14 protein-coding genes are annotated in these 15,451 nt (G+C 67.6%); 4 read left to right on the top strand and 10 right to left on the bottom strand.

What is annotated here, in order from left to right; genetic code table 11:
* Positions 1-13: 13 nt before the first annotated feature.
* Entirely contained in the window at positions 14-1,372 is a 1,359-nt protein-coding gene (locus G5B40_RS06100; protein ID WP_165096338.1) for an acetyl-CoA carboxylase biotin carboxylase subunit, read from the bottom strand.
* Between the two features lie 14 nt (positions 1,373-1,386).
* Positions 1,387-2,943 carry an acyl-CoA carboxylase subunit beta gene (locus G5B40_RS06095; RefSeq protein ID WP_165096336.1) on the bottom strand — a complete coding sequence of 519 codons (1,557 nt, stop codon included), beginning with the start codon at positions 2,941-2,943 and terminating at the stop codon, positions 1,387-1,389.
* A 140-nt stretch (positions 2,944-3,083) separates the two neighbouring features.
* Between G5B40_RS06095 and G5B40_RS06090 the strand changes: the two genes are divergently transcribed.
* The 3 genes from G5B40_RS06090 (at position 3,084) to G5B40_RS06080 (ending at position 5,681) form a co-directional block, all read left to right on the top strand.
* The gene (locus tag G5B40_RS06090; protein WP_165096333.1) at positions 3,084-4,625 is read left to right on the top strand and encodes an acyl-CoA carboxylase subunit beta; all 1,542 of its coding nucleotides are present in this window, start codon (positions 3,084-3,086) and stop codon (positions 4,623-4,625) included.
* Positions 4,626-4,658: 33 nt separating this feature from the next.
* The gene (locus G5B40_RS06085; RefSeq protein ID WP_165096331.1) at positions 4,659-4,880 is read left to right on the top strand and encodes an acyl-CoA carboxylase biotin carboxyl carrier protein subunit; all 222 of its coding nucleotides are present in this window, start codon (positions 4,659-4,661) and stop codon (positions 4,878-4,880) included.
* 81 nt (positions 4,881-4,961) lie between these two features.
* On the top strand, positions 4,962-5,681 hold the full coding sequence (locus tag G5B40_RS06080; RefSeq protein WP_165096328.1) for a GntR family transcriptional regulator: 720 nt from the start codon (positions 4,962-4,964) through the stop codon (positions 5,679-5,681).
* Between the two features lie 6 nt (positions 5,682-5,687).
* On the opposite strand, the gene G5B40_RS06075 is transcribed toward G5B40_RS06080, so the two are convergent.
* The 5 genes from G5B40_RS06075 to G5B40_RS06055 all read right to left on the bottom strand — a co-directional run bounded on the left by G5B40_RS06075 (position 5,688) and on the right by G5B40_RS06055 (position 11,599).
* Positions 5,688-7,919, bottom strand: a complete 2,232-nt coding sequence (locus tag G5B40_RS06075) for an acetate--CoA ligase family protein (protein ID WP_165096326.1) — start codon at positions 7,917-7,919, stop codon at positions 5,688-5,690.
* Positions 7,904-8,692 (bottom strand): enoyl-CoA hydratase/isomerase family protein, encoded by a 789-nt coding sequence (locus G5B40_RS06070; RefSeq protein ID WP_165096323.1) that lies wholly within the window; start codon positions 8,690-8,692, stop codon positions 7,904-7,906. The genes G5B40_RS06075 and G5B40_RS06070 overlap by 16 nt, the downstream gene beginning before the upstream one ends.
* Positions 8,689-9,954, bottom strand: a complete 1,266-nt coding sequence (locus G5B40_RS06065) for a TRAP transporter large permease (RefSeq protein ID WP_165096320.1) — start codon at positions 9,952-9,954, stop codon at positions 8,689-8,691. Before G5B40_RS06065 ends, G5B40_RS06070 begins: the two co-directional genes overlap by 4 nt.
* Before the next feature lie 10 nt (positions 9,955-9,964).
* A complete protein-coding gene (locus tag G5B40_RS06060; protein WP_165096317.1) occupies positions 9,965-10,507 on the bottom strand; it encodes a TRAP transporter small permease in 543 nt (180 codons plus the stop codon).
* Between the two features lie 72 nt (positions 10,508-10,579).
* Complete coding sequence (locus G5B40_RS06055; protein ID WP_165096313.1) at positions 10,580-11,599, bottom strand: TRAP transporter substrate-binding protein; 1,020 nt, start codon at positions 11,597-11,599, stop codon at positions 10,580-10,582.
* A gap of 145 nt (positions 11,600-11,744) precedes the next feature.
* Between G5B40_RS06055 and G5B40_RS06050 the strand changes: the two genes are divergently transcribed.
* Complete coding sequence (locus tag G5B40_RS06050; RefSeq protein WP_165096310.1) at positions 11,745-12,512, top strand: SDR family NAD(P)-dependent oxidoreductase; 768 nt, start codon at positions 11,745-11,747, stop codon at positions 12,510-12,512.
* A gap of 4 nt (positions 12,513-12,516) precedes the next feature.
* Here the strand turns inward: G5B40_RS06050 and G5B40_RS06045 are convergent, their stop codons facing one another.
* The 3 genes from G5B40_RS06045 to G5B40_RS06035 are packed head-to-tail and all read right to left on the bottom strand — an operon-like array spanning position 12,517 to position 15,390.
* Positions 12,517-13,272, bottom strand: coding sequence for an SDR family oxidoreductase (locus G5B40_RS06045; RefSeq protein ID WP_165096307.1), 756 nt, complete (start codon positions 13,270-13,272; stop codon positions 12,517-12,519).
* A complete protein-coding gene (locus G5B40_RS06040; RefSeq protein ID WP_165096305.1) occupies positions 13,262-14,503 on the bottom strand; it encodes an MFS transporter in 1,242 nt (413 codons plus the stop codon). The genes G5B40_RS06045 and G5B40_RS06040 overlap by 11 nt, the downstream gene beginning before the upstream one ends.
* Positions 14,500-15,390 carry an SMP-30/gluconolactonase/LRE family protein gene (locus G5B40_RS06035; protein ID WP_165096302.1) on the bottom strand — a complete coding sequence of 297 codons (891 nt, stop codon included), beginning with the start codon at positions 15,388-15,390 and terminating at the stop codon, positions 14,500-14,502. The genes G5B40_RS06040 and G5B40_RS06035 overlap by 4 nt, the downstream gene beginning before the upstream one ends.
* Positions 15,391-15,451: the final 61 nt, after the last annotated feature.

Raw genomic sequence — 15,451 nt, 5'->3', positions numbered from 1 at the left:
GACGCGCGCCCGCTCAGGCCGTCAGATCCTTGCGCCGCGCATCGACATAGCCGGTCCAGACTTCGCCGCGCCGGAACTCGCCATCCTCCAGCACCGCGATGAGGAAATCGCGATTGGTCACCAGGCCCTCGATCCGGGTCGCGCGGAGCGCGGCCGCCGCGCGGTCGAGCGCCGCATCGCGGGTCTCGCCCCAGGCGGAGATTTTGGCGATCATCGGGTCGTAATAGGGCGTGATCGCCGCGCCCTGGCGCACGCCGGTGTCTATCCGGACCCCCTCCATGTCCGCCGGCGTCTCGAACACGTCGAGTGCGCCCGGCGCCGGGAGGAACATCTTCTTCGGGTTCTCGGCGTAGAGCCGGCACTCGACCGCGACGCCCCGGCGCGTCACCGCGTTCAACTCCGCCTCGAGGTCTTCGCCCGCCGCGTGGCGGATCTGCATGCCGACGAGATCGACCCCGCAGATCATCTCGGTGACCGGATGCTCCACCTGGATGCGGGTGTTCATCTCCAGGAAATAGAACTCGCCAGATTCCGCATCGACGATGAACTCCACCGTGCCGGCGCCGCTGTAGCGCTCGGCCGCGGCCAGCGCGCGGGCGCATTCCGCCATCCGGGCGGTGATCTCGGGGGCGAGGCCGGGGGCCGGGCTCTCCTCGATCACCTTTTGGAACCGGCGCTGCGTCGAGCAGTCGCGCTCGAAAAGATGGAACGCGCGCCCGTCGCCGAGGCCGAAGACCTGGATCTCGACATGGCGGGCGCGGGGCACGAAGCGCTCCAGATAGACCGCGCCGTCGCCGAAGCTCCGGGCCGCCATCTCCTGCGTCGACTCCACGGTCTTCGCCAGTTTGTCCGGCCCGTCCACCCGGCGCATGCCGATGCCGCCGCCGCCCGCCGAAGCCTTGACCAGCAGCGGATAGCCGACCGCCGTCGCTGCTTCCTCGACCTTCCCGATCGCCTCCGGGCCGAATCGCTCGGAACCGGGGAGCACCGGCACGTCGGCGGCGCGGGCGAGGGCGCGCGCACGCTCCTTGTCGCCCATGTCGTCAATGGATTTCGGGCTCGGCCCGATCCAGACCAGCCCCGCGTTCCCGACCGCGCGCGCGAAGGCCGCGCTCTCGGCGAGAAAGCCGTAGCCGGGATGGATCGCGTCCGCCCCGGTCGCCGCGGCGGCCTCGAGGATGGCGTCGGCGCGCAGGTAGCTCTGCGCCGCCGGGGCGGGGCCGATATGAACGGCCTCGTCCGCCTCCGCGACATGGAGTGATTCGCTGTCCGCGTCCGAATGGACGGCCACGGTCTTCAGCCCCAGCCCATGCGCGGCGCGGCCGATGCGGCAGGCGATCTCGCCACGATTGGCGATCAGTATCTTCTTCATGTGCTGTTCCCGGATCAGAGGCGGATGGTGCGGCCCTTGACGCCAACCTGCTCGGGCAGGATGCGCCAGGCGTCGTCGAGCCAGTCGTTCAGGACGGCCCGCGTCTGACGCGGGTCGATGATGTCCGGAACCTTGAAGCGTTCGGCGGTCAGGAAGGGGGATTCGAGATGGTCGTAATAGGCTTCCAACTCCTCCAGCCGCGCTTGGCGCTCCTCCTCCGACAGCTTCGATAATTCGGACTTGTAGGCCGCCTCGACCCCGCCGCTGATCGGGATCGAGCCCCAGCGCGCCGACGGCCAGGCGTAATGCAGGTTGATCCCCTGCAAGCGGCCATAGGCGGTGCCCGCGAGACCGTAGAGCCGGCGCACAACGATGGCGCACCAGGGCACGCGGCTCTGCTCGATGGCGGAGACGACGCGGACAGAGCCCTTCACCGTCCCCATCTTTTCGGCCTCCGGCCCGACGATGGTGCCGGGCTGGTCGACGAAGTTGACGATTGGAAGATGGAACGTGTCGCAGATGTCGATGAACGCTTCCATCTTCTCCGCCGCAGCGCGGGTCAAGCCGCCGCCGTAATGCATCGGATCGTTGCCGATCACGCCCACCGGGCGGCCGCCGAGGCGGGCGAGGCAGGTGATGATCGAACGGCCATAGCGCGGCGATGTCTCCAGAACCGAGCCCTTGTCCATCACCAGTTCGATCAGCCGCCGCATCTTGTAGATGCGCCGCCGCTCACGCGGGATGATCGACAGAAGCTCCTCCTCCGCGCGATCCACCGGATCGTCGCATTCGATCACCGGCGGCGTCTCGAAGACGCTGGAGGGCATGTAGGAAAGGAAGCGCCGCGCGAGCGAAAGCGCCTCCTCCTCGTCCTTCGCCTCGTTGTTGATGACGCCGCTGGCGCGGGTGTGGATATCGGAGCCGCCAAGCTCCTCCTTGTCGACCTTGATTCCCATGCCCCGCTCGACCACTGGCGGGCCGCCGGCGAAGACCTGCGAAGTGCCCTTGACCATGATCGAGAAATGCGCGCAGGCCGCCTTCAGCGCCCCGAGCCCGGCGCACGGGCCGAGCGCCATCGCGACGACCGGGATATAGCCCAACGTCGAGGCCATCAGCCATGTCGGATAGCCGGGGATCTTGGTCGAGCCCTGCTGCTCCACCAGCCGGACGGAGCCGCCCGCGCTCTCCACCAGCCGAATCAGCGGCATCCGCATCTCCAGCGCGTAATTCTCGGCGTAGATCCATTTTTCCGAGACCGTCGCCTCGGAGGAGCCGCCGCGGATCGTGTAGTCGTCGCCGTCGATGGCGACCTTGCGCCCGTTGATCTTCGCGGTTCCGATCACGGCGTTGGCGGGGCGCACCGAGACGAGATTGTGGTTCTCGTCATACGTGGCCTTGCCGGTCATCGCGCCGATCTCGCGGAAGGAGCCTTCGTCAGCGATCAGCCCGATCCGCTCGCGCACCGTGAGCCGCCCGTTGGCGTGCTGGCGCTTGATGGAGTCTTCGCCCCCCAGCATGCGCGCCATCTCGTTTCGGCGTTCGATCTGATCAACCTCTGGCTTCCAACTCATCGGTGGCGTCTCCCTTTTCGTTTCATGCCGGCGCGCGGGTTCAGCCGCGGGTCGGGGGCACTGTAGCAACTAATGTTGACATTACGAATACTTTCGAACCAGATGGTCTTGCAAGCTGGAAGAGCGATCGAGGGAAACGGATGTCCGAATACAAGCGGCTGATCGACGAGCACGAAGCCCGCAAGCAGCGGGTCCTCGCGATGGGCGGGGCCGAAAAATTGGCGAAGCGCAAGGACGCGGGGCTTCTCGACGCCCGCGAACGGCTCGACCGGATATTCGACGCGGACAGCTTCACCGAGACGGGGATGTTCGCGACCTCGCATATCCCCGAGATGCGCGACCGAAGCCCGGCTGACGGAAAGGTCTGCGGCTTCGGGCGGATCGACGGGCGGCCGGTGGCGATCGTCTCCTGCGACATCACCACGCTCGGCGCTTCATCCAGCCTCAACAACGTCAAGAAGATGGGCCATATCCGCCGCACGGCGGGGCAGAACGGCATGCCGATCATCTTCCTGAACGAGACCTCGGGCGCCCGTATTCCCGATACGATGGGCGCGCAGGGCACGGGCGCGCTTGGGCAGGACCCGACGCAGTTCATCCGTGACCGGCGCACGCCCTATGTCTCGGCCTGTCTCGGACCGAGTTTCGGCACCGGCACCTGGTTCACCATGCTTTCGGATTTCGTGGTGATGCGGAAGGGCGCCTGCCTCGCCGTCTCCTCGCCGCGCGTCACCTCTCTCGCGATCCGCGAGGCGGTGGACCCGGAGGAACTCGGCGGCTGGAAGCTTCACACGGAAAAGACCGGGATCGTCGATTACGCGGTCGACACCGACGAGGAGGCGCTTGATCTCATCAAGACGTTCCTCTCCTACCTGCCCAGCCATGCCGGCGAACGCCCGCCCGAGACCGCGGCGCCCGATCCCGCGACGCTGCCCTCGCCGGACAAGATCCTCGATATCGTTCCGACGGAGCGCCAGAAGGTCTATGACGTCCGCAAGCTGATCAAGGCCGTCGCGGATCCGGACAGCGTCTTCGAACTGAAGCCGAAATTCGGCCGCGTCGCGACCACGGCGCTGGCGCGGATGAACGGCAAGGTCGTGGGCTTCGTCGCCTCCAATCCGCTCTTCAAGGCCGGCGCGCTCGACCCGGACGGCTGCGACAAGATCACCAGCTTTCTCGTTCTCTGCGACAGCTTCAACATTCCGATCGTCATCCTGACCGACACGCCGGGTTTCCTGATCGGGATCGAGGGCGAGAAACGCAAGGCGCCCGGCAAGATCATGAACTTCATGAGCGCGCTGCAGATGTGCACGGTGCCGAAGCTCTCCATCGTCACCCGCAAATCCTACGGGCAGGCCTATCTCAATATGGGCGGTTCGCGAAACTCGGACGAGATGGCGGCCTGGTTCACCTCGGATGTCGGCTTCATGGATCCCAATATCGGCGTCAACGTCGTTTACGGCGTCACCGCCGAGAGCGATCCGCAGAAATTCGAGGAGCTGAAGGCGGAGATCGGCCGCGAAACCTCGGCATACGATCTCGCCGCGATCTATTCTGCGCAGTCGGTGCTGGACCCGCGAGAGACCCGCGGCTGGCTGCTCCGGATGCTTGAAGTCCATTCGCGCGCGATGGACAAAGGCATCTCGGAGCGCAAGCTCGCGAGCTGGCCGACGACGTTCTGACCCTTAAACGCAATCTTGAATCGGGAGTGACACATGGCGGACATCAAGGTGGAATCTGAAATCACCGGCACGGTCTGGAAGATCGAGACGGGGGTTGGCGACGAAGTGGCGGAAGACGACGTGATCATGATACTTGAGTCGATGAAGATGGAGATTCCGGTGCTTGCGCCGGAATCCGGTCGGATTAAGTCGTTTCACATAGACGAAGGCGCCAATGTCAGCGAAGGCCAGCATATTGTAACTCTGGAAACCTGAAGTTGAATTGAATACTCCTCCAACTTCCACCTGAACGGGAACTGAAGGGGAATCGTCCACATGGCCCGGATACATTCGCGTATGCCGAAATCACTCGGGGCCATCCGGCCTGCGATCGGCGGCGCCGAAGCGCTCTCGCTTTCGGAGCAGATCGCGGGGCAACTCGCGGAGTCGATCGTCCAGGGCGAATACGAACCGGGAGACCGCGTCCACGAGGTCGCGGTCTCCGAACGGTTTCAGGTCAGTCGCGGCCCGGTCCGCGAGGCGCTCCGCATTCTGGAGAAGGAGGGGCTGGTCAGCATCCAGCCCCGGCGCGGCGCGATCGTCACCAAACTGACCGTCAGCGAAGTCGAAGATGTGTTCGAAATTCGGGCGACGCTGCTCGGCCTCGCCGGGCGCCGCGCCGCGCAGCAGGGCGACAAGGCGCTCGTCGCGGAGCTTCGGGCCCAGCTCGAGCAGCTTCGCGGGCTTCTCGAACTCGAAGACAGCGAGGACGTGACTGACACCTATCTGGCCGAGGTCCAGGACCTTAACCTGAAACTCTGCGCCCGGACCGGGAGCGATCGTCTGGCGGAGATCATCTTCTCCCTGTTGCACCAGACGATGCGCTATTCCCGGCTCGGCCTGTCGACGGGCGAACGGCGCGCGCAATCGGTTCGGAACTGGGCGCGCCTCATCGATAGCATCGAGAAGGGCGACGCCGAGGCCGCCGAGAAGGCGACGCAGACCCTCGTCAATCGTTCCAAGGCCATGGCTGTGAGGCTGCTGCGCGAGGAAGACGGGCAGGGCGCGAAGGGCTAGAGCCCCTCATCGCCTCAGAGCCGTCGCCTCCCATCGCGCCAGCGCACCCAACGCTTTCGCCGCTTCCGGCAACTCGTCGAAAACCGGAATCCCCGCTTCCAGCGCCGCGCGCCGGTCGGCCCTTCGCCGCGTGTCGGTTCTCTCGGCGCCATCCGAGCGCAACACCAGAACGATGCGCGGCGCGCTCGCCCCTCCGCCGGCGCCGATCCGCGTCGCTTCGCGAACCAGCCCGCCGATGACGTCGACGCGCTGATTGATGGAAGTGGTGAAGACCGGCAGGTTGACGTGGAGGACAATCGCGTCCAGCGCCTCTTCGCCGATCAGGATATCGAGGATCTCGCCCGCGACGGCGCCGTCGCGGTGGCGGAGCGTCCCCGCCGGCGTGTCCACCGGATTGGCGAGCCCGGTGCCCGGCGGCAGGCCGAGCGCCTCGAGCCGCGCCAGCGTCGGCGCGGAGAAGCGCGGCGTCTCCAGCCCCTCGCGCGCGAAGGCGTCCGCCGCCAGCACGCTCGATCCGCCGCCATTGCCGAAGAGCGCGACGCGGCGCGTCGGGCGCCCCTTGCCGCCGCCGCGGGCCTGCATGACGAGAAGCGCGTTCAGGAACTCGTCCAGCGTATCGACGACGACCGCGCCGGTCTGCCGTTCGATCCCCGCCCAGAGCCGGGCGTCCGCGGCCAGCGCCCCGGTATGGGAGGCGGCGGCGCGCCCACCGGCCTCCGTCCGTCCGCCGACCAGCATCACCACCGGCTTCTCGCCGCCATGCTCGTTGAGGCGCTGGACGAACCGGCGTCCGTCACGGACATCTTCCAGGTAGAGGCCGATGACCTCCGTCTCCGGGTCGCTGAAATGATGCTCCAGCAGGTCCGCGGGCGTCAGGTCGGCGCTGTTGCCGAGCGTGGTGACGGCCGCGAACTTCAGCCCGCGCGCGCCGCCCCGGAGGATCACGTCCACCGCCAGCCCGCCGGATTGCGAGATCACACCGACACCGCCCGGCGTCGGATCGGCGCCGCCGACGAAGGTCAACCCGCCGCGCGGCGAATGCACGCCGAGGCAGTTCGGCCCGATCAGCCTGAACCCGCCGGCCTGCGCCGTCTCCAGCAGGCGGCGCTCCTTGTCGGCGCCTTCCTCGCTTTCGCCGAAGCCGGAGGACATGACCTGCACGAAGCGCGCCTTGCCCGGCGCGGCGCCGAGCGCCTCCAGCGCCGCGTCGGCGCCGATGGCCACATAGGCGAAATCGACCGGCTCATCGAGCGCCGCCAGCGACGGCGCCGTCTTCAGGCCCTGAACCTCGGCGGCCTTCGGATGGATCGGCGTGATGCTTCCCTTGTAGCCGAAGACGAGACTGTGGCTGATGACTTCGTTCCCGAATCCGCCGCCGGATGAGGAGGCGCCGAGAATGGCGATGCTTTCGGGCTGAAAGAGCGGGCGGAACGCGTTGCGCGTCGCCTGCCGGTCCAGCGCCGGCGCGGGCTCCGCCGCCGGCGCCGCCTCTGTCGTCAGCAGAATACGCGCGTCGGCGGCGACGGCCCCGGAGGGCCCAGCGATCAGCGGATTGACATCGATCTCCGCCGCTTCGCCGTCAAGCGCCATCATTACGCCGTTCGGGCCGCCGAACGCGACCAGCGCCGCAACCAGCGCGTCCATGTCGACGCCCGCGCCGCCACGCGCGCCGGTCAGGATCGGCGCCGCCTTCAGCTCCGCCAGCATGGCGCGCGCCTCGCTCTCGTCGATCGGGCAGGCGCGAAACGCGACATCCTCGAAGATCTCGACGAAGACGCCGCCAAGTCCGACCATGACGCACGGGCCGAAACGCGGATCGGCGACGCCGCCGAGCACGAGTTCGACCCCGGGCGCGGCCTGTTCCTCGACGAGGAATCCGTCGGCTTCGACGCCGGCCTTCGCCGCCGCGGCCGCGATGGCGGAGAGCGCCTCCGCGACATCGGCGGGCGTTGAAAGGTTCAACCTGACGCCGCCGAAATCGCTCTTGTGCGCGCCCTCGCGGGTCAGGATCTTGGCGACCAGCGGCGCCTTCAACCCGCTGAGCGCCGCGTCGGTCGCCGCCTCGGGGCCCGCCAACCGCACGCCGCGAGGCGTCGCGACGCCATAGGCCGAAAGCACCGCCTTCGCCGCGATCTCCGATAGCGCCTTCGCGCCCGACCGCCGCGCGGCGTCCGCCGCTTCACGCGCCTGTCGGCGCCAGTTCGCGCCGCTCATGTACTGCATCATCTGAATCGCCATTCCGGTTTGCGTTTCTCATTGAAGGCGTCGACGCCCTCCCGCCGGTCCGCGCTGGCCGAGAGCCGCTGGTGGATCGACACTTCAAGCGCGAGCCCGGCCTCAAGCCCGGCCTCCGCGCCGTGGACCATGGCGCGTTTCGCGCCCTGGATGGAGAGGGGCGCGTTGCGCGCGATCCGCGACGCGGCCTCCAGCGCGGCGTCCACGACCTCGGCCGCCGGGGCGATATGGTTCACCAGGCCCCATTCACGCGCCTCCGCCGCGCCGAACCGCGCCCCGGTCAACACCAGTTCGCGCGCTCTGCGCGCGCCGACCGCCCGCGGCAGCAGCTGCGTGCCGCCGGCGCCCGGCATGATGCCGAGCTTGATCTCGGGCAGGCCGAATATCGCGCCCTCCGCCGCGTAGATGAAGTCGCATCCGAGCGCGAGTTCGCACCCCCCGCCGAGCGCATAACCCCGCACCGCCGCGATCACCGGCCAGGGAAAGCGCCAGAGCGTCGCGAAGGCGTCGCGGAAAAGCGCATGCTGGCGGCGCCAGACATCGTCGTCCATCCCGCGGCGCTCCTTCAGGTCGGCGCCGACGCTGAAGGCGCGCTCGCCCGCCCCCGTCAGCACCACGGCGCGGACATCGTCGCGCCGCCGCAATTCCTGGCCGAAGAGCGCCAGCATGTCCTCCGCGGCCCTTGTGTCGAAGGCGTTCATCGCCTCCGCCCGGTCAAGCGTGACCAGAACCACGCCGTCGGCGCGCTCTTCCGTCCTGAAACGGCCCGCGCTCATAGCAGAGAGGGCAGCCAGGTGGTGAGCCCGGGAATGAAGATCATCAGGACGCCGTAGAGAATGCCGACCGCGAGAAAGAGCGGCAGCTCCTTGAACGCCTTGTCCGCCGAGAGGTTGATCACGCCCGCCGCCGTGTAGAGCCCTACGCAGACCGGCGGCGTCAGAAGGCCGAGGCCGGCGAAGGCGGTGAAGACGATGTAGAGATGCTCCAGCGGCACGCCCAGCGTCGTCGCCACGGCCATGAAGATCGGCACCGTGAGATAGAAGACCGGGATGATCTCGATGAACGTCCCGAGGATCAGGCAGATCACGCCCACGATCAGCAGGAAGGTGATTTCGTTCGCGCCGAAGCCCACGAAATAGTCGGTCATGTGCTGCGGCGCCTGGGTGTAGGTCAGCACGACCGAAAGGAAGGTGGCGGTCGCGATGATCGCGAAGATCACCGAGGTGGTGACGGCCGTGTCACGAAGCGCGCTCCAGATCGCGGCGAACTTCAGCTCCCGATGGATCGTGAAGCCGACGATGATCGCCCAGATCGAGGCGACGGCGGCGGCTTCCGAAGGCGTCAGCAGCCCGCCATAGATGCCGCCGAGAATGATGAACGGCGTCATCAGGCCGGGGATCGCCTGGACAAAGGCGCTCCAGCGGCCGGCGGCCGAAACCCGCGCCTCCCGCGTCATGTCGCGGCAGCGCCAGAGCACGAGGAGGATGAGAACGGCCATCAGCACGAGGCCGGGAAACACCCCCGCCGCGAATGTGTGGGAAACCGGAACGCCGGTGAGCGAGGAATAGATGATCGCCGCGTTCGATGGCGGGATCAGCGCCTCCAGCAGGCCTGCCGCCGCCGCGAGCGTGACGGTGAAGGTGCGCGAATACCCCTTCTTGATCATCTCGGGCATCATGATCGTTCCGACCGCGGTGATCGCCGCCAGGATCGAGCCGCAGAAGGCGGCGAAGAACCCCATCGTCAGCACCATCGCGATGCCGAGCCCGCCGGGCCAGTGTCCGACCAGCGCCAGGGCAAGATCCACGAGCCGGCGCGCGACGCCGCTTCTCAGCATGATCAGCCCGGTGAAGATGAAGAGCGGGATCGCCAGCAGAACCTGCTTGGTGACCGCGCCGAACGCGACCTGGATCAGCGTCGACCAGGGCAGGTTCAACCCGACGATGGCCACCATGGACGACCCGACGCCGAAGACCAGAAAGACAGGGACTGCGAGGAAAAGAAGAAGAAGCGAGGAGCCGATTGCGAAGGCGACCATCGATGCGTCCTTACTCGGTTACGGCGTGGACGCCCGCGGAGTCGCCCCCGCCGGTATCGTCAAGGCCGGTCAGGGCCAGGAGCAGGTTCTCGACCGCGAAGCTGATCAGAACCGCGAAACCGACCGGGAACGAAAGGTATATGTACCAGATCGGGAACTCCCACTCCATTTCCGTCACCTGCCCGATGTCGCGGAAAAGGCTGGCGGCGTCCCAGCCGGCGATGACGAAGGTCGCGCCGGCGCCGATGGCGATCAGCGCGATCACCGCCCTCAGAACGCGCAATCCGCCCCCGCCGAGTTTCTCCGGCAGGAAGTCCACCGCGATATGCGAGCCGCTGCGCAGCAACACCCCCGCCAGCGGAAAGACCAGCCAGGGCATCAGCATCGGCGGCAGTTCGACCGCGACGCCGAAACCGATCCCGGTGGCGTAGCGGGTGAGCGCCCCACCGAAGACGATCAGAACCATCGCCGCCACGATCAGCGCGCCGACCGCGATGACGATGCGTTCAATCGCGGTGTTGATGCGGATAAGAGTGGTGATGATGGGGCGCATGTCCTGGCTCCGGATCGATGTGACGCGCGGACCCGCCCGGCGCGCGGCCGGGCGGGTCCGGTCGGCCGTCGCTCAGTTCGCGACGAAGGCTCTCGCCGCTTCGATCACGTTCGCGTCGACGAAGTCGCCGAGCTCGGGGATCACCTTCTCGTCGTCGACCTTGGTGAAGGCTGCGAGTTGCTCGTCCGTGAGCGTGTCGACCTGGCCGCCGCGCTCTTCGAACTCGTTCAGCACCTGGGTCGAGAACTCCATGATCGATTTCGTGGATTCCGCTCCGATCTCGGCGCCGACCTCCAGGAGGATCTGCTTCACGTCGTCCGGAAGGTCGTCATACCAGGCTTGGTTCGCCAGCGTGAACGCGTCGGCGTGAAAGAGGAACGGCAGTTGCCCGTATTTCACATGCTCCCACCAGCTATAGGCCTTGATCGCCGCAGGCACGGTGTTGAACGTGTCGATCATGCCGTTCTGCAGCGCGGTGTAGACTTCACGCGTCGGCATGGAGACCGCGTCCGCGCCAAGCGCGCTCCAGCGTGGTCGCTCGATCCCGGCGAGATAACGCGCTTTCAGCCCCACGAACGCCTCCGGGCTGGTCAGCGGCCGCACGGCGGAGAAGGTCATGTATGGACCTGTCGGATTATAGCCGATGAACTGCGTCCGGGTCCGCTTGAGAACGCCGTTCCAGATTTCCTGCCCGGTTTCGTCCTCCTGGAAAAACCGGCGGAGCTGGGCGAAATCCTTGAACATGCCGGGCATCGCCTCGACATTATAGTTCTTGTCGACCGGCGGAAAGCTGACCACGCCGACGACGCCGCCAAGCTCCACCGCGCCCGACGAGAGCGCGCCCATGATTTCGCGGATGCCGAAGAGCTGGCCCGATGGAAAGGTCTCGATCCGGATCTTGCCTTCGCCACGCTCGTTCACGCGTTTCGCGAACTCTTCGCAGAAGATTGCGCTCTGATGCGCCGGGGCCCAATGATAGCTGAGCCGCGCAACGATTTCTTCGGCGGACGCGGGCGCCGCGCCGAACATGGTCGCCGTTAGCGCCGCTGCGCCCACCGCTGTGGCGGACAGGCGGCCGATGAACTGAAACATGCGATTTCCTCCATATCGCGAGCTGCGCGGGGGGCGGTCTCTTGCGTATCGTCCCGGCCGAGCGTCGTAAGTGCTAGTGTTGACATTCTGTATTCGCCCACGTCAACCTTCTTGTCGCATGATAGGGCAAAAAGGAGCCTTCCGAATGGCCGGCGATCTGGCGGATGAGGTGGTTTTCGTGACGGGCGCCGGGTCGGGTTTCGGAGCCGCGATCGCCCGGAAATATGCGGGGAGGGGGGCACGCGTCGTCGCCGCGGGCCGTCGCGCGTCGCCGCTTGAAGCCCTGGCCGGGGCGTGCGGCGGGGCTGTCTTGCCCCTGCAACTGGACCTGCGCGACCGCGCCGCCGTCTTCGAAGCCTTCGAGTCGCTGCCGGAGGCCTTCCGCGCCGTCTCGATTCTCGTGAACAACGCCGGGCTCGGCGTCGATCGCGGCAAAGCGCAGGACTCCGCGCTCGACGATGTCGAGACGATGATCGCGACCAATATCAGCGGGCTGCTCTATTGCGTCCATGCCGCCTTGCCGGGGATGCTAGGGCGCGGACGCGGGCACATCGTCAATATCGGCTCCATCGCCGGGCGCGCGAACGGGCCCGGCAGCACCGTCTACGGCGCCACCAAGGCCTTCGTGCTTCAGTATTCCAAGAATCTCAAATCCGATCTGATCGGCACAGGGGTCCGGTGCAGCTATATCGCTCCGGGCGCCGCGGAGACCGAGTTCTGGTCGGTCCGCTGGAAGGACGACGAGGAAAGGGCCCGCGCCGCATATACCGGCTACAAGCCGCTTCAGCCCGAGGATGTGGCCGAGGCCGTCTTCTTCGCCACCTCCATGCCCGCCCATGTCGATGTCACCGAACTGGAGCTGATGCCGCACCAGCAGGGTTTCGGCGCGCGGATCTTCGCGCGGGACGACTGACCGCTCAGGCCCCGCCGCCGACGTCGAGGATTGATCCCGTCACATAGGACGCGGCGTCGGAGGCCAGCCAGATGATCGCGGCCGCGACTTCGTCCGGCGTCCCGGCCCGGCCCATCGGCAGGCGCGGCCCGCGTTGCTCTACCCGGTCGGGCATGCCCGCGCGCGCGTGAATCTCCGTGTCGATCATGCCAGGCCGGACGCCGTTCACCCGCACCCCCTCGGCGGCGAGTTCGCGCGCAAGGCCCCAGGTGAAGGTGTCGAGAGCGCCCTTGGAGGCGCCGTAATGGACATAGAGCGCCGCCGCCCCGTGCTTCGCCGCGAGCGAAGAGACGTTGACGATCGAGCCGCCGGCGCCGCCCGAGGCGGTGGAGAGCCGCGCCGCCGCCTCCCGGCTGGCGATCATCGCGCCGGTCACGTTAACGGCGAGCAGGGATGCGATCTCGTCCCAGCTCATCTCGGAAAGCCGCATCCGGCGCGGCGCCGTGCGCGCGGCGTTGTTGACGAGACAGCCGAGCGGCGGCAGCAGCCGGTCCGCCGCCTCGAACATGCCGAGCACTCCGGCCTCCGTCCCAAGATCGGCGTGCAGCGCGGCGGCGGTCCCGCCCTCCGCTTCGATCCCGGCGACGATCGCCTCCGCCGCCTCGCGTTCGGTGCGATAGTTGACGCCGACCGCCCAGCCCTCGCGCGCCGCCATCCGCGCCGTCGCCGCGCCGATCCCGCGCGAAGCGCCGGTTATCAGCATCGTTCGTTCAACCGTCATCTCTCGCCTCCAACATTTCACTTGTCTTCCTTGCATTCGGCGCGAGGGCGATTCCCGTCGCCGCCATGCAAGCCGCGATCGCGACGACGCCGGCGCTGTAGCCGCCGAACAGCGCCGCCGAAAGGCTCAGCATCGCAGGCCCCAGAAGCCCGCCGAGATAGGCGAACACCATCGTGCCGGCCGTCGCGCGAAGCGTGCCGGCCGGGTCCTTGCGCGCGGCTCCGATCCTCGCGACTTCAGACAGCAGGACGCCGCTCCAGCTCATCGCCCCGAAGCCGAGCGCGGCGCTAAAGAGCGTAGTCGCGAAAAGCGGCCATTCCGGCGACATCAGCAGCATCAGCATGAGCGAGACCGCCCCGCACCAGGCGAGTCCGAGAAGGATCAGCGGCGGGTTCCCCCCATCCGCGCGCCAGCCCCAGAAGATGCGCCCTGCGATGCTGGCGATGAGGCTGACCGAAAGCATCGCCGCCGCCACCGCCGGCGCGATGTCGAGCCAGCCCCAGAGCAGGGTGACGTAGATCGACATGAAACCGAACTGCATCATGGAGAATGAGAACGCCGCCGCGGCCACGCTTCTGAGCTCGGCCTCCGCGATCACCGCAGCCGCCACCTTGAGCGGCCCGATGAACCGGATGGAGGCGCCGGCCTCCGCGTCGTCGCCGACCGCGGCGCGGGTCGGAAAGGCGAAGCCGACGACGATCAGCGCGAAGACCCCGGTCGCCGCCACCGCCGCGCGCCAGCCGAAGCCGAGCGCGAGCGCCGGCAGCACCACGCCGGCCACCGCACCGCCGATGGAGACGCTGGATTGCTTGATCGAGAAGATCAGGTTACGCCGCCCCGCCGGCGCGACCCGCATCAGCACGCGCGAGCCGAGCGGATTCACCGGCCCGTAGCCGACCCCGATCAGCATCGCCCCGAGCACGATCATCCAGACCGATTCCGCGAAGGCGACGCAGAGAACGCCAAGCGCGGCCGTCAGAAGCGAGGCCGCCGAACCGACGAAGGAGCCGAGCCGCGCCATCAGCCCCGCGACGCCGTTCGAGGAGAAGAGCGCGGTTCCGAAGACGATGGCGGTGAAATAGCCGACATTGGCCGCGTCTACGCCGATCTCCGCCGCGGCGACCGGCGCCAGCACCGGCGCGGTCTGGCCCATGCCGACGATCGCGGTCTGATAGGCGAGCACGAACCCGATGCCCCAGACCGGGGTCAGCTTGGCGCCCGCGTGGGTCATCCGATCAGCCAGTGAGGCGGCGGCGGCCCGGCGACGGGGGCGCGGAACCGCGCAAGCCTGTCCATTTTCAGTGAGCCGATATAGGCGTCCTTCAGGTCCGCGCCGCCGAACGTCACCGAGGTCGGGAACCAGGTCGGCCCCTCGTCCGGCCCCTCGACCGCGACGACCGGCTCGCCGCCCTGCGGCAGTACGATCAGCGCATTGCGCGTGATCTCGGTGATCCAAAGCGCGCCGGTCGCGTCGACCGTGATCCCGTCGATCAGCGCGCCCGGCCAGAACCCGTCCGGGCCATGGACGCGCCGGTTCGAGAGCGCGCCGTCGCCGCCGATATCGAAGGCGGTGACCCGGCCGCGCGCCGTTTCAGCGACATAGAGCACGCTCTCGTCGAGGTTAAGCCTGACTTCGTTGGTGAAATGGAACCCGTCGGCGACGATCCGCGCGCGATCCCCGTCAATCAGCATGACGTAGCCGTCCGGGCGCGGTTCGTCGATCGCTTTCCGGCGCGGGATCGTCCGCGTGGAGACGGAGACCCAGAGCCGCCATTTGCTGTCGTAAAGCGCGAAATTGACCGCGCCGAGCGGCTGGCCGTCGAGCCGGTCGAGCATCGTCTCGCTGGACCCGTCGCGGTTGAGGCGCTGGAGCGACCCCGTCTCGATATTCGCGACGACGAACGAGCCGTCCCGGTCCATCGCGACGCCGTTCGGCGCGCCGCCGAGCGCGCCGATCCGTTCGTGCGTTCCGTCGGGGGAAAGCTTCACCACGCCGCTCTTGTCGTCCGAAATCCAGAGCACGCCGTTTTGCTGCGCAAGGATGCATTCCGGCCGGCTGAGGCCGTCGCCGACATGGCTGATCCGCTCAAGCGGCACGACGTAGTCGGTCGGGCGCATTGTGTCTCCCTCTCCCACGGCGCCGGAAGTCGCTGGACTCTCCGGAGTGTCTGCAACAGAA

The organism is Pikeienuella piscinae (assembly GCF_011044155.1).
GTDB classification, from domain to species: domain Bacteria; phylum Pseudomonadota; class Alphaproteobacteria; order Rhodobacterales; family Rhodobacteraceae; genus Pikeienuella; species Pikeienuella piscinae.
Note: the sequence above shows the minus strand (reverse complement) of the source record. Positions and strands in the feature narration are given on the sequence as shown.